This is a genomic window from Planococcus versutus (assembly GCF_001186155.3).
GTDB lineage: Bacteria > Bacillota > Bacilli > Bacillales_A > Planococcaceae > Planococcus > Planococcus versutus.
On sequence record NZ_CP016540.2, the window covers coordinates 3,074,619 to 3,087,935 of the forward strand.

16 protein-coding genes are annotated in these 13,317 nt (G+C 35.6%); 8 read left to right on the forward strand and 8 right to left on the reverse strand.

What is annotated here, in order from left to right; all coding sequences use genetic code 11:
- Window positions 1–69 precede the first annotated feature (69 nt).
- From I858_RS15450 to I858_RS17245, 5 genes are all read right to left on the reverse strand, one after another.
- Window positions 70–597, reverse strand: coding sequence for an AAA family ATPase (locus I858_RS15450; protein ID WP_049693728.1), 528 nt, complete (start codon window positions 595–597; stop codon window positions 70–72).
- Window positions 598–1,025: 428 nt separating this feature from the next.
- Window positions 1,026–1,709 (reverse strand): hypothetical protein, encoded by a 684-nt coding sequence (locus I858_RS15455; RefSeq protein ID WP_071645375.1) that lies wholly within the window; start codon window positions 1,707–1,709, stop codon window positions 1,026–1,028.
- Window positions 1,710–1,794: 85 nt separating this feature from the next.
- A complete protein-coding gene (locus I858_RS15460) occupies window positions 1,795–2,118 on the reverse strand; it encodes a hypothetical protein (protein ID WP_049693730.1) in 324 nt (107 codons plus the stop codon).
- Window positions 2,119–2,205: 87 nt separating this feature from the next.
- Complete coding sequence (locus I858_RS15465) at window positions 2,206–2,691, reverse strand: hypothetical protein (protein WP_049693731.1); 486 nt, start codon at window positions 2,689–2,691, stop codon at window positions 2,206–2,208.
- A 137-nt stretch (window positions 2,692–2,828) separates the two neighbouring features.
- Window positions 2,829–2,978, reverse strand: coding sequence for a hypothetical protein (locus I858_RS17245; protein ID WP_204249429.1), 150 nt, complete (start codon window positions 2,976–2,978; stop codon window positions 2,829–2,831).
- 287 nt (window positions 2,979–3,265) lie between these two features.
- Here I858_RS17245 and I858_RS15470 point away from each other — a divergent pair, with 287 nt between their 5' ends.
- From I858_RS15470 to I858_RS17075, 3 genes are all read left to right on the forward strand, one after another.
- Window positions 3,266–3,820, forward strand: coding sequence for a hypothetical protein (locus tag I858_RS15470; RefSeq protein ID WP_049693732.1), 555 nt, complete (start codon window positions 3,266–3,268; stop codon window positions 3,818–3,820).
- Window positions 3,821–4,023: 203 nt separating this feature from the next.
- Complete coding sequence (locus I858_RS15475; RefSeq protein WP_049693733.1) at window positions 4,024–4,929, forward strand: SMI1/KNR4 family protein; 906 nt, start codon at window positions 4,024–4,026, stop codon at window positions 4,927–4,929.
- Window positions 4,930–5,086: 157 nt separating this feature from the next.
- Entirely contained in the window at window positions 5,087–5,245 is a 159-nt protein-coding gene (locus I858_RS17075) for a hypothetical protein (RefSeq protein WP_157886528.1), read from the forward strand.
- A gap of 68 nt (window positions 5,246–5,313) precedes the next feature.
- Here I858_RS17075 and I858_RS15480 read toward each other — a convergent pair whose 3' ends face one another.
- Window positions 5,314–5,751, reverse strand: a complete 438-nt coding sequence (locus I858_RS15480; RefSeq protein ID WP_049693734.1) for an SMI1/KNR4 family protein — start codon at window positions 5,749–5,751, stop codon at window positions 5,314–5,316.
- Between the two features lie 239 nt (window positions 5,752–5,990).
- Window positions 5,991–6,215: a hypothetical protein gene (locus tag I858_RS15485; RefSeq protein ID WP_049693735.1), complete on the reverse strand. Its 225-nt coding sequence runs from the start codon at window positions 6,213–6,215 to the stop codon at window positions 5,991–5,993.
- Between the two features lie 1,186 nt (window positions 6,216–7,401).
- On the opposite strand from I858_RS15485, the gene I858_RS15495 reads away from it, so the two are divergent.
- A complete protein-coding gene (locus I858_RS15495) occupies window positions 7,402–8,019 on the forward strand; it encodes a recombinase family protein (protein WP_049693737.1) in 618 nt (205 codons plus the stop codon).
- Window positions 8,020–8,228: 209 nt separating this feature from the next.
- Here I858_RS15495 and I858_RS15500 read toward each other — a convergent pair whose 3' ends face one another.
- Window positions 8,229–8,597: a hypothetical protein gene (locus I858_RS15500; protein WP_162273626.1), complete on the reverse strand. Its 369-nt coding sequence runs from the start codon at window positions 8,595–8,597 to the stop codon at window positions 8,229–8,231.
- A gap of 1,075 nt (window positions 8,598–9,672) precedes the next feature.
- Between I858_RS15500 and I858_RS15505 the strand changes: the two genes are divergently transcribed.
- Genes I858_RS15505 through I858_RS15520 form a run of 4 tightly spaced genes read left to right on the forward strand, consistent with a single transcriptional unit; the run spans window position 9,673 to window position 13,283 of the window.
- Complete coding sequence (locus tag I858_RS15505; protein ID WP_049693739.1) at window positions 9,673–10,332, forward strand: GntR family transcriptional regulator; 660 nt, start codon at window positions 9,673–9,675, stop codon at window positions 10,330–10,332.
- A 4-nt stretch (window positions 10,333–10,336) separates the two neighbouring features.
- Window positions 10,337–11,230 carry an acetaldehyde dehydrogenase (acetylating) gene (locus tag I858_RS15510; protein WP_049693740.1) on the forward strand — a complete coding sequence of 298 codons (894 nt, stop codon included), beginning with the start codon at window positions 10,337–10,339 and terminating at the stop codon, window positions 11,228–11,230.
- Entirely contained in the window at window positions 11,230–12,243 is a 1,014-nt protein-coding gene (dmpG, locus tag I858_RS15515) for a 4-hydroxy-2-oxovalerate aldolase (protein ID WP_049693741.1), read from the forward strand. Before I858_RS15510 ends, dmpG begins: the two co-directional genes overlap by 1 nt.
- 11 nt (window positions 12,244–12,254) lie before the next feature.
- Complete coding sequence (locus tag I858_RS15520) at window positions 12,255–13,283, forward strand: TRAP transporter substrate-binding protein (RefSeq protein ID WP_049693742.1); 1,029 nt, start codon at window positions 12,255–12,257, stop codon at window positions 13,281–13,283.
- The last annotated feature ends 34 nt before the right edge of the window (window positions 13,284–13,317 follow it).

Consider the following 13,317-nt stretch of genomic DNA (forward strand, 5'->3'; position numbering starts at 1 on the left):
AACCAAAAGAAGAGAAAACCTTTATATAAAGTTCTCCCTTCCGATAAGTATTGATATGTAAACTACTTTTTAACTGTAGAAATTTAAAATTTCAACGTGCAGTTCTTCAAGGGAAAGAGAAGCATCAAGCTTTAAAACCGAGCTCTTTGATAGTTCCATTTGATAAGCATGTTCTGCGTAAGTGCCTGTAATTTCTTTTTCCGTTGCAGTTAAATAAGTCTTGCACCATTCCAAAAAATCATTGGTATTTTCGCCAGTATTCATTTGCGAAAATTGGCTTTTGCGTTCAATTTCTCTCTTTTGTAATCTGTCCATTCGGACTTTTTCGTCTAAGAAGAGGAATACGAGTAAATCTCGATTTCTGAAACCATCTGGACACCATGAAAAAATAGAACCAGAAGCAACATACTCTTTATGTATTTCCATGTCTTTTTGATACATTTTCTTACGTTCTTCTACTGAAAAATTTTCTGTAAAGGAATTATCTTTCCAAAGATAATTATCAGTATCAATCCATTTAATTTTTTCTTTTTCACTGATATATTTACCTAAAGTGCTTTTGCCAGTACCAGAACCCCCGATGATCTGAATTTTCATTGTTTTAGTCCTCCAAAATGTTTTAATATATTTCTCGCAACCCTATACCAAATATTACACTAACCGTCAGAATATTTTTGCTGCGTATTTAAGTTTGCTAAAAATATTTCAAGGATAAAAAGATGAGTCCATATGTTTTTCAAGCGTTCGTAAAAGGAAAATTTCATGAACAAAAAGGAGAAAAGATATGCTACGTATAACCTCTTCTCTCCTTTTCTCTATAAGTCTCTTCCGATAAACTACGATATGTAAACCTAGATCTTTTAAGATTCAAGTTTTAAAACCTTACAGAACAGTATTCTGAATGTATCATTTTTTCAAATGGCATTAGTTCGAAATGATTCCCTTGGAAAGCCAGTAGAATCAAGTAAATGAATGTCACTTAATTTAGATTAAGTGACATTCAAAAACAAAAGATTTTATTCAGTTTAGAAGCCTTCATAAATTGTTATTTTCCATGGTAGCCACATCAAGTCTTCTTCCGCCATTCCCTGTTCAGCGAGCACCTCATTGGTGTAACGGGCAAGAGCTTCTGCCGATTGCAGTTCTGGAAACAAACCGTATTTATTGATTGAAAGGTTTGGATCGAGTGCCAGATAATCCTTGAAAAGATGATTACCCAAGAACGAGAGAAACCGGCCGCCCAGCTCATAGCCTGCAATATCGTACCCTGCGAATATCCCACCGCTGCTAGTTGGTTGTTTTTTTTTCAAGCAGTAGACGACTCCCTCTCCTTCTCCAGTTTCGTCATTGATAGGGTCCCGCCAGTCGTGAAAGTCCGGAAGATACTTCTCGTCAAGGCTGATGCCGATCAGACTCACCGACGGTTCCTGGGCTCTTGCTTCCCGATAGCCTTCCAGTGCGTCTTCCAGCGTACCAAATACCATGGATACAAAGACCTTATCCAGCACCGATTTGGATAAGACGGGTGTCGGCCTTTTAGGCTTTCGGTCTGCCCAAATATCAAAAATGTTGGGGAAAACACCGCCCACTTCCTCATCCATCGAAATCAGCTTTTCGAGGTGGAATCCGCCATCATCCACTTGGGTGAGATAAAAGGGTTGATTGGCGCTTGCTGCAGAAAGAAGAAAATAGCCACCACTGTATTCCATCCGTTGCACCTCCATTTTCGGTCTTCCGTTTTCCACACAAAGAAAATGTAGAACTGAATGTAACTTAATAGCAATTAAGTTACATTCAGATTTGTCGTTCATTAGCTATACGATCTCTTTTATTTTTAAAGAACTCCATCACAAGAATATTTATGAATGCGTTTATCGGAATGAAAAATAGTAATGTCACTATACCCATTGAATCAAATAAACCTTCTGTCTGTTTATGAAAAGTTTGAACATCCAATTTGTAAAGATGCACCGAAGCAATTGAAAGGATAAGTGCATTTACAAAAAAGACAGCTAAAATTCTTGTCCATTTATTTGCTTTTGTTTTTATCATCCAAAGAGATGCCAGAGAAGAAACAAGTAAAGAAAATAGAATAATTCCTAGAAATACTGGATGCAACTATATCCCTCCTAGATTGATTTTGTTAGAAAACGAATGTAACTTAATTCACATTAAGTTACATTCACTTTCTCTTCCTAACTGATCTTATTTAAACTCTTCAGGACTCCATATGGCGATTTCGTTACCTGGAACAGCCACAATCAACCAGTCACCATCCCCATATCCATGATTATCTCCAACTTGCCAACACTCATAGTTTTCATCATGTCCATTTACATACAATACTTTTCCGGACTCAAGCGAAATATATAAATGCGGCGAATCTTCTCCGAGCCAAATATCTTTCACTTTTTCTCTTCGGTTTCTCAACAGCAGCTGAAACGACTCTTCATCGTCGAGTTCTTCTAAGGTTTCTTTAGAAATCGTGGTTAATTGCTCATCACTAGCAATGATCGCAATTTTCCTTACTTCGATGTTCAACCATAACTGGTCTGGATCTTGCTCAGAGTAATGAGAAAAACAGACACGCACTACCCCCGGACCAATGCCAAATTGGAAACCATCAAGTTGACTTCCAATCAGCAGTTTTTTTAAAGCTCTCTCTGCGAAGTTTCTGTCTTCTCTTTTCATTTCTTCCCCTCTCTTATTCATCATTTAGCGAATCTGAATGTAACTTAACTGCACTTATGTTACATTCAGATTCAATAAAAAGCCGTGCTCTTTTTTTGAACGCGATCTTTCATTTGCGTATGCTATTTTAGTTAAGCTTATCTTCTGTATTCGAATTTTTTTATAAGATGATCAACTCTTAGCGCAATATAAATCAAGACCATTGCCGCAATAGCTTCCCAGATCCCCCCGAAAAAGAATCCGATGGCTGCACCAAAAGCGATGTAAATAGCTAACGTTTTCTCCACCCCAAACACCCCCTCTTTTTCTAAATATTAGTATAACCGAAAAAGAGAATGAGGTTATTTTATTTTTCGTAAGCACTTATAAGACAGTAATTTGAAAGTAACTTACTTAGACTTAAGTTACACTCAAAACCAAGAAAAAAATTATGAATAGATAATTTAAAATAACTTTTTCATTGGAAATGATTGGTATAATGAGTGCTGACAAAGGTGATTTCTAATATGACCAGGACAAACGAAAAAAGTGTAAGAATGGACGGGTATCCTACAAAATTCGATGGAGGTAAAAAATGAAGAAGAAGTTGTTGTTTACTCTTTTATGTATTCTAGTAATTGGTGTTGGTTATACAATATTTTATGTTAATCAGTATTCTGTTAAAGACAATCGAGCGTCTATCCTTGCTGATTTGACGACATGGGAAAGTAGAGGAAGCGAAGAAGAAATTAAAATCCTGAAAATGACACAGATCAACCATACTACATCGTACGTTGTGCTTTTTGAAACAGCAGATAAATATGTGGGGTATGCACACTTGCTTAAAGGGTGGAATGGACAATTCAAAATTGTAGAATCAGGTGCAGGAACGAATAGTGTCAAATACCGTGACCTTAAAACGAATCAAGGCGTGTATGGTATTCTGGCCGGAAAAAATCCGGATTTACAAATCGATCACATTACGGCGAAATCTGCATTTACCGATGAGGACTTCAGTTTCACTTCACCTATTTCTGAAGATGCAACGTTTTTGGTATACAAAAAACTTCCTGAAGATTTAAAAGAGACTTTTCTTACCTTTACGCTCTACGATGAAAATGGAAAGATAATTGAGCCGGCAAGTGAATAGAGTGATAGACAAAAAGAAGAAGAAAAGCCTCTGTAATCAATAAAATGAATGTAACTTAATTATCATTATGTTACATTCAGAAATTATTAAAACTCCCTTTTCTTGATTTTGGTAAAATAGGGATAATCGATTTTATAGCTCTTTCAAGAAAAACAAATACAAAATTTCGCATTCGCAACCGGATTACAAATGGAGGATAAGGCATGAAAAAAGTAATTGATATGATTGATTCGAAATCAATCAAGACAGGCGTTTCATTGGTCGATTTAAAAAAAGCCGAAAAACAACTAGGGGCACTTTTCCCAGATGAATTCAAGGACCTTTATCTAGAAACGAATGGCGCCGAATTTGGTGAATGGGTCTTATTTTCACTCCCCATGATTCAAAACCAATCCAACAGCCCTGAAAACTTACCTGCTGATATGATTTGTATTGGAGAGAATAAGAGTGGCGATAAACTTTGTTACCGCATCCGAAAAAGATGGATGCAGGAGCATGTCTACCGCTGGACAGCCAAAAGTGGAAATATAGAAAATAAAGCGTCCACGTTATATCAGTTCATCGATTGGTTTGTTCCCAAAAAGAATGCCGGAAAGTCTCAAGCAATTGGCCATTTTGCAGTAGAAAGTGGAAAGCTGGTTGTGACAGATCCATGCTACTCAATCGAGGATACAGAGATGCAAGTTCATTTAGTCAATGTAAAAAAAGGACAATGGACAGCCTCCATTTCGTATACAGACGATGAGACCGTTGAAACATTAACGGCACATTTCACAGAAAAGAAACCGAGTGGCAAATGGCATGTCTGCGATCGGCTGATTGGCGTTGATTCTGCACAGGCCGGAATATTCGATGCTGCTTTATTTGGACAAGATGAAAGTATTCCTGGTGAAGTAGAAAACGTTTATGGCATTGAGATGGATGAAGAGGGATTGAAATACTATGTTGCCTGTTCAGATAAGGTGGCATCTGATGACCAGGGAGGGATAATCCCTGGCGGCACCGTTGCAATGTCCGGATACGGCGACGGAATGTATGAAGTCAGAATAAAATACAATGTTTCCAAAGAGATAGTGGGCGTGATGATCGACTTTGGTGACGAAGAATAATCACTTGATTTGTCTTTATCTGAATGTAACTTAATTAGACTTATGTTACATTCAAACTTAATTTTCAAAATCCTTTTCGTTGAAAAAATTTCCAATTGACAATTTACTTTTATGTTAAAATAACTGAAAAAATAAAATAATTTTTGGGGGTTAAAAAATGAAATACCTCTTCTTATCTGTTTTTGTAGTTACAATTGTTTGGCCTATTTTAGGCCTGCTGTCAGGAGACATGGATTTTAGTGGAATGGGTCTATTTATTGGTGGAATATCATTGGGATTCATCTTGAGAAAAGTAACTGAACCAGAACCTGAATAAAAGAAAAAATACTCACTCAACAGGTGAGTATTTTTATTGAATCTGAATGTAACTTAATTAGTTTTAAGTTACCATATACATTCGTCAAAATCCTCTAGTTCTTCCTGAGCGATGAAAATAAAATCTTTTAAAGTAGGAGCTAGCTCTTCCGTTTCATCTGTCTCATGGAGCCATAAATAAACTGGATCTCCTACTTTCCCGTCTTCTACTTTCAAGCACAAGTAATCCCCAGTGCCATCTTCAGCAATCGCAATCAAATTCTTAGAAATTTCTCCATCCAGAACTTCCTCATTTTGTCTAACCACGTCGTCCCACGTTTTTTTCATATTTTTAGGATCTTTGATGGGAAATAGCGTCCACTCTCCAACTTCAGGACCATTGGTCAATTTAAACAATTGAACGTATTGATCTGGGAAACGAATATTTAACTTTTGTTCCGTTTCTCTTATCGCAGATTCCTCTACACCCTTTTTATTTGTCTCCAATAACTGAATAATCTCTTGCATAATTTAACCTCCATTCTTCAATCTATCTGCCAATCTGAATGTAACTTAATTGCTATTAAGTTACATTCAAAATCAATAAAAGGATTACCAGTAGTCTTTAAATTTTCAACTATGATCGAACAACTTTTAGAACCACAAGTGGTTTTAATTTAAAGAGAATGCAATAAACCACTTGTGGTTTATGCGGACACAACTATTACAAAATTACCGTGAACTCCTACGCAAATAGATTTTCCTTTTTACTTCATCATCTCGTTATAAATGTAGAAGTGGTAAAAGGCTGGGGTTAACAAAGCGCCAGCAATACAAATGAGTGCAGCTATTTTGTTTATCTTTCTTAATCGATGCTCACCGCTTTTCAAGTGCTCAAAAAAAGTAAACGTAAAATAAATACTGAAAACCAGCAATGTGGTCGACAAAATCCCTAGCCAATTTCCTGTTCCGAACAAGCCTAAATTAGACATTCAATCATCCTCCTTTCCTTTATCAGATTTCTAAATCTAAGGAATAGCATTTCTAGAAAAACCTGCATTTGAATGTAACTTAATTCACATTAAGTTACATTCAATAGCCTAATAAATAAAGCTGGAATTGAACTGAACCTATTTTGCACCGTTGTTTTTCTCGTATAAATCTCTATAGCTAATTACGAGAAGACAGAACATAAATATTAAGCAATAAAAAATTCTAGCATTAAATTCATCAGTCCCAAAAGTTTTATCAAGCAAGATACTGACAGTTAAAGCTAACATGCTAACGACACTAAAAAGAATATATAATGGCTTGTGTGATGAGAAATACTCTTTCTTCAATTCAATCACTAAATAAACGACTGCGAAGATAAGTGAAACAAACCGAGTTAGAAAAAAATATTCGTATTGAAGAAAAAACGTTGCAACTAAAAAGCCGATAAATGCCAAAATAACAATTATAGAAAAAATATCTTTTTTTATCCCAAACACCTCATATTTCATTCTCGTCTACATAATATTCTTTAATACTCTAACTGATTTTGAATGTAACTTAACTGCACTTAAGTTACATTCAATCCCTAGTCTTTCCAACAAAAAAATACGTAGATTTTGTCGGAAATTTTTCGAAATCGTCCAGATCAGTTTGCAGTTCGGTGATTTTTTGATTATGTCTCATGCTCAACTCGATGATTTGGTGAAAAGATCGTGATAAAACCGAAAATTAGTAACTATGCGTTCAAGAGTTTGAAAACCTTTAGAGTTATTGTTTTTCCTCGAGTTGCTTTATTCTTTTTTCCAGCTTTTCAACTTTGGAAGTATTAAGTACTGCTATAGCTAGGATTATCATCATTAAAGAAAATAAAAATATCGTCTCCATAACTCCTCCTTGAACTTCATTATTTTTAACTAGATATAAATTGATAAAAATGAATAATTTGTTACTTAAATTATAACAATACTTCTTAAGCATAAATACCTGAAACTTAAATCAACGTAGTACAAATAAAACCGTTCGTAAAAGTACACTTTTACGAACGCTTTGAAAAAGGCTGAAAACGACTCAAAAGAGCGTTCGTAAATGTGTTAAATGACTTTACGAACGTCCGTGGAATTGCACACACTTTTACGAACGGTTTTCAGGTATAATTAAGAGAATCAATCGTTTAAGAGGTGAATTATGGAACATCGCAAATTAGGTTATATACGTGTCAGCAGCAAAGATCAAAATGAAGGTCGTCAATTGGAAGCCATGCGGAAAATTGGCATCACTGAACGGGATATCTATCTGGACAAACAGAGTGGCAAGAATTTTGAACGCGTGAACTATCAACTACTAAAACGGGTTATTCGAAAAGGGGATATTTTATATATCCACTCGTTGGATCGATTCGGTCGAAACAAAGAAGAGATTCTCCAAGAATGGAATGACCTGACGAAAAATATCGAAGCGGATATTGTCGTGCTAGATATGCCGTTACTCGATACTACGCAATACAAAGATAGCATGGGGACATTTATTGCGGACTTGGTTTTACAGATTCTTTCGTGGATGGCTGAAGAGGAACGAGAGCGCATTCGAAAACGGCAGCGTGAAGGCATCGACCTGGCGCTGCAAAATGGTATTCAGTTTGGCAGACCAACCGTTTTTGTTTCAGAGGAATTTAAAGAGGTTTATAGAAAGTGGAAAGCTAAAGAGTTAACAGCCGTACAAGCTATGCAAGAGGCTGGGGTTAAAAAGACTAGCTTTTATAAATTAGTTAAAGCACTTGAAGAAGAAAATTTTATTACTTTATAACGAAGAAATTTTTAAAAAAGGTTATTTCCAAAGTTGTACTTACCTTGTTTCTTTTATTAACTTTCATTTCGTCTAAAGTCTTTCTTCAGTAAGGTTATTTTTTATTTTGATTTTATCTATGTATATCGAATTGACATGTTCAATAGAAAAGAAACGTAACACTAATTAATCATAAAAAAGCGAGGAGACAAAATTTATCTCCTTGCTTCTTATGGAAACATACTTCCCAGTTTTTTTTCTAGCTCTTTTGCTTCCATTCTTTCAAAATAATCTTGGTAACCATCTTCCACATATTTGTCCATTGAAAAAATATGAGTTGTTGCTTTTTTACATACGCTTTGATTCGCAATTTTACTTCCACAAAGAGGACAGCCTTTCCCCTTGTTATCAATGAAATGTCGAACTTTCAAATCATTTCCCTTCGTTTTACAACCCTGCTTAGCATTACTTTCGTAAAGAAATTGATACCCCTCAATCTCAATAATATCTCGAATTAAACATGATTTTCTATTATTCTGTATGGGTTTAAGATATTTAACATTTTCAAACCATTTAGGATTAATTGATTCAGTATTCAACATACCACTCTCCTTTTTTAAATTACATCGTTTGCTTCTTAGATTGCCTTAAAGAATTCCATATTTATATTTTTGCAAATTACAAATGCAATATTTCGATTTTCAAAGCACAAGCTTTCTTTTGTATACAGGTGTTAAATAGAAATACTCGCGCCAATTTTTAGAACCTCTTACTTTTTCTTTGAATACGTTGAATATCTTTTATTTATCACACCTTAAATTACTGAATATTTCGATTATATAATTCTTCATTATAAAAATGATAAGGACTTTATACAGCGCTCGCCAAAAAATCCTACTAAATTTAAGTTCTTATCATTTTCAAAATGCTAATATGTTTTTGAGAAGGTTAATTATTATAAAAAATATTACATGAATTTATAAAGGATTGGTACTCGCATGGCAGAGGTGGCATTATTCAAAGGCTATAAATGTATTTCGCACTTGAAAAATTAGCCATAACGCAATTCAAATTTGAGCCACTTGATTGTTTTTCTTTTTCTTAAATTAGTATGTAAGTTGATAGATTTGCGTGGGCTTGACATGGAGCCTCTGCGGGCATGACTCCTGCGTAAAAGGGCGTAGCAGCAAGCATTTCGCACCCGGACAAGGGTACCATGCCCGTTGCTCCATATAAAGCCGAGAAGTCGAATTTAATGAGAAGACTTTCCCTTTGAGGTGGCTCAGTTTTAAGTTGCTCTAGTGGCTCACTTTTCAGCTGCTGTATACATTTTTTGAATCCATACAGAAAAACACCTTCCGTTTGTTGTCACATACTACATACGACGTTGGTTTTTTTCCTTATCTCATTTTATTGAGTCACTCTAGTTTTATAGAAGTGTTTATTTAAATTGACGAATACTCAATTTTTATAGCAAGAATTTATTTTGAGCTGTATCATTTGCTACCTTTTCAACAACACTACAAATTAATGTGCTCAATTTATTAGATTAATTTTTCAAAATATTTAAAAATTTTAGTTGACATATCTATTTGGTAACGGTTACATTGGTTATTAAGTAAACAGTTTACTGTTTACACTTTTTGAAATACACATAAATTAGAGGTGTTTTATTTGCTTGATATAGAAAAAAGACCAGTTAGCGACCAAGTGTTAATTTATTTTAGAAAAAAAATAATGCGTCAAGAGTTTAAGGAGGGAGAGCATTTAAAAGAACATTTACTTTCTCAAAAGTTAAATGTTAGTCGAGGACCGATTCGAGAAGCAATTTCAAAACTAGAAGGTGAAGGTCTAGTATTTAGAAATTCAAATGGCCGAGCAATTGTTCAGAAATTTGGGGAGTCTGATATTCATCACTTGTACGAAAGTAGAATATTATTAGAAAACTACTCACTTGCTTCCATTCAACCGGAACTATTAGAGCAAAATGGACATTTACTTTATGAATACTTAAACCAGATGGAAATGTTTAACGGCACAGGCATGAATGTAGAAGCAGATATTCAATTTCATTATTGCTTAGTAAAAATGACAGGTAACAAGACTTTAATAAGACTTTGGTGGTCTCTAAATGAAATCATTAAGACATTAATAGAAGTTACTTCTGAGTTTGCGTCAAAGCGTCAGAAAGAAATTATTTTAGAACATAAAGTAATAGTAGATGCAATATTCGATAAAGATATTGAGAAAGCTCAACAATTATTAAGAGTGCACTTAGAAGGAGCATCAGATTATTACAGTAAGGCTGTTTTTAAATTTCAGGAAGGGAAGTAAAATAATGAAAAAAACAAAATGTGCAATTATTGGTTCAGGAAATATTGGTACAGATTTAATGTATAAACTGTTACGGAGCAATACACTAGAACCCACAATCATGGTCGGAATTGATCATAATTCAAAAGGGCTGGCACTGGCTGTAGAGAATGGTCTGACGCCGGTTTACGAAGGTATCGAAGGATTTAAAAAAATTCATGATGAGGCTGAAATAGTTTTTGAAGCAACTTCAGCAAGCGCGCACTTAATAAATTCTAAAATACTAAAAGAACTAGGTAAAAAAGCAATCGATTTAACACCTGCAGCAGTTGGTCCGTTCGTTATACCTGCCATTAATTTAAATGACAACAAAATTGCAGAACTAGATAATGTCAACATGGTAACTTGTGCAGGACAAGCCACAGTTCCAATAGTTAAAGCCATATCAGATATTGTAAATGTCAAATACGCTGAAGTCGTCTCTTCGGTTTCAAGCAAAAGTGCAGGCCCTGGAACACGGCAGAATATTGATGAGTTTACACAAACAACATCTCAAGCCCTTAGAGAACTAGGGGGAGCAAAAGAGTCGAAAACAATTATCGTTCTAAATCCAGCTGATCCTCCTATTCTTATGCGTAATACAATTTTTGTGGAAATTGAGAAGAGCTCTGAAGATATTTATCAAAATATAAAAAAATCAGTCGACAATATGATTACTAAATTACAGGAATATGTTCCAGGTTATCGCTATAAATCAGAGCCAGTTTTTAAAGAGAATATAATCACTGTACAAATTGAAGTTGAAGGAATGGGCGATTTTCTTCCCATATATTCTGGGAACTTAGACATCATTACTTCGGCTGCTGTCAGAACAGCAGAACTAATAGCTGAAACCTTAGTAAAAGAGGTGCAATCATAATGACCAAAAAAATTATAATTAATGATGTTACTTTGCGGGATGGAATGCATGCTATCTCACACCAATACTCCGTTGAACAGATTGCTGAGCTAACACAATTACTCGACGACTCAGGAGTAGATATTATTGAGGCTACTCACGGAGATGGACTTGGTGGAAGTTCGTTGCAATTTGGACTATCCAAAGAATCTGAGGATGATATTATTCGAACTACCGTAGAAAACGTGAAAAATGCAAAGGTTGCAGTCTTGTTATTACCAGGAGTAGGAACAATCGATCACTTAAAAAATGCACATAATCTTGGTGCTAAAGTAGTTCGCGTTGCAACACATTGCACAGAAGCAGATGTGTCAGAACAACACATAAAAGCAGGATTGAGTTTAGGCATGGACACTGTAGGTTTTCTAATGATGTCCCATCGAGCTACACCTGAAAACCTACTAGAACAAGCGAAAAAGATGGAATCTTATGGTGCTGAAACGATATATGTTGTAGATTCGGCAGGAGCCCTATCCATGGATGACGTAAGACAACGAGTTTCTTTGTTCAAAGAAAATTTATCTACAAAAATCGGTTTTCATGCCCATAATAACTTGTCCTTAGGAGTAGCGAATTCAATTGTCGCAATTCAAGAAGGTGCTGATCGAGTAGATGCCAGTTTAGCTGGAATGGGCGCTGGTGCAGGCAACGCTGCTTTGGAGCAATTAGTCGCTGTGATGAATAAAATGGAAATCTCACACAATGTAGATTTATTTAAAGTAATGGACGCAGCAGAAAACGTGATGAAACCAATGATGGTGCGTCCAGTTCAGATTGATCGTTTAAGTTTAATGCTAGGTTATACAGGAGTGTATTCTAGTTTCTTGTTATTTGCAGAAAGAGCTGGGAAAGAATATGGAGTTGACCCAAGAGAGATTTTAATGCGTATTGGGAAAATGAACGCAGTTGGTGGTCAAGAAGATTGGATTATTGGCATTGCTCAGGAGTTGGCAAAAGAAAACCAAATGACATAGGGGGAAACAAGATGAAAAAATGGAGTCTAATATTTATTTTATTTACTTTGATGTTGTTAGTAGCTGCATGTGGTGAAGATTCAGGTGGGGAATCTACTGAAGCTAAAGAAGGGAATTCTGATGAAAAGTTTGTGATTAAAGCAGGTCATGCTGCCTCAGAGGAGCATTTTGCGCAAGACACATTTGAAGAATTCAAAAAAATAGTGGAGAAAGATTCAAATGGACGTATTGAGGTAGAAATTTATCCTAACGGTCAGTTAGGAGGAGAAAGAGAAATGGTAGAGGCAGTTCAACTAGGTAACTTGACCATGGCAGCCCCATCAAGTGCCGTTTTAACCGCGTTTAGTCCAGGAATGTTTTTATGGGACTTGCCATTTCTTTTCGATAGCCCAGAAATTGCACATGAAGTATTAGATGGAGAAATCGGTCAAGAAGTACTAGATGATCTATCGGAAGTCGGCATAACAGGATTGGGTTACTGGGAGAATGGATTTCGTCATTTAATGAATGGCAAAAAACCAGTTACTACTATTGAAGATATGGATGGTTTGAAAATGCGTACATTAGAAAGCCAACAGCAGATTGAAGCATGGGATGCTACAGGAGCCAACTCAACTCCAATTGCGTTTACAGAATTATACTCTGCATTGCAACAAGGAACGGTTGATGCAGCTGAAGGACCATTGGCCTTGATTTACGCACAAAAATTTTATGAAGTACAAGATTACTTAACGCTGACAGGTCATATGTATTCACCATGGCCAGTAATTATTAATCAACAGTTTATGGAGAGTCTACCAGAAGATCTGCAAGAAGTTGTAAAAGATGCTGTTATAGAAACAAGAACAGTGAATAGACAACTTTCAGCGGATGATGAAGCGGCATCTCTTGATTTACTAAAAGAAGGCGGAATGGAAGTCGAAGAACTATCGACAGAAGAAAAAGCTAAGTTCACTGAAGCAATGAAAGTTGTTTATCCAGACATCAAGGATTTAGCAGGTGAAGATATTTATAACAGATTAATGAAAGCAGTAGAATAAGATACTCTTTAGCTGGACAGTCTACACGGCTGTC

Coding starts and splice junctions, on each gene's coding strand:
- I858_RS15450 (WP_049693728.1), bottom strand. CDS start 597: ATGAAAATTCAGATCATCGGGGGTTCTGGTACTGGCAAAAGCACTTTA.
- I858_RS15455 (WP_071645375.1), bottom strand. CDS start 1,709: ATGGAATACAGTGGTGGCTATTTTCTTCTTTCTGCAGCAAGCGCCAAT.
- I858_RS15465 (WP_049693731.1), bottom strand. CDS start 2,691: ATGAAAAGAGAAGACAGAAACTTCGCAGAGAGAGCTTTAAAAAAACTG.
- I858_RS15470 (WP_049693732.1), top strand. CDS start 3,266: ATGAAGAAGAAGTTGTTGTTTACTCTTTTATGTATTCTAGTAATTGGT.
- I858_RS15475 (WP_049693733.1), top strand. CDS start 4,024: ATGAAAAAAGTAATTGATATGATTGATTCGAAATCAATCAAGACAGGC.
- I858_RS17075 (WP_157886528.1), top strand. CDS start 5,087: ATGAAATACCTCTTCTTATCTGTTTTTGTAGTTACAATTGTTTGGCCT.
- I858_RS15480 (WP_049693734.1), bottom strand. CDS start 5,751: ATGCAAGAGATTATTCAGTTATTGGAGACAAATAAAAAGGGTGTAGAG.
- I858_RS15485 (WP_049693735.1), bottom strand. CDS start 6,215: ATGTCTAATTTAGGCTTGTTCGGAACAGGAAATTGGCTAGGGATTTTG.
- I858_RS15495 (WP_049693737.1), top strand. CDS start 7,402: ATGGAACATCGCAAATTAGGTTATATACGTGTCAGCAGCAAAGATCAA.
- I858_RS15510 (WP_049693740.1), top strand. CDS start 10,337: ATGAAAAAAACAAAATGTGCAATTATTGGTTCAGGAAATATTGGTACA.
- dmpG (WP_049693741.1), top strand. CDS start 11,230: ATGACCAAAAAAATTATAATTAATGATGTTACTTTGCGGGATGGAATG.
- I858_RS15520 (WP_049693742.1), top strand. CDS start 12,255: ATGAAAAAATGGAGTCTAATATTTATTTTATTTACTTTGATGTTGTTA.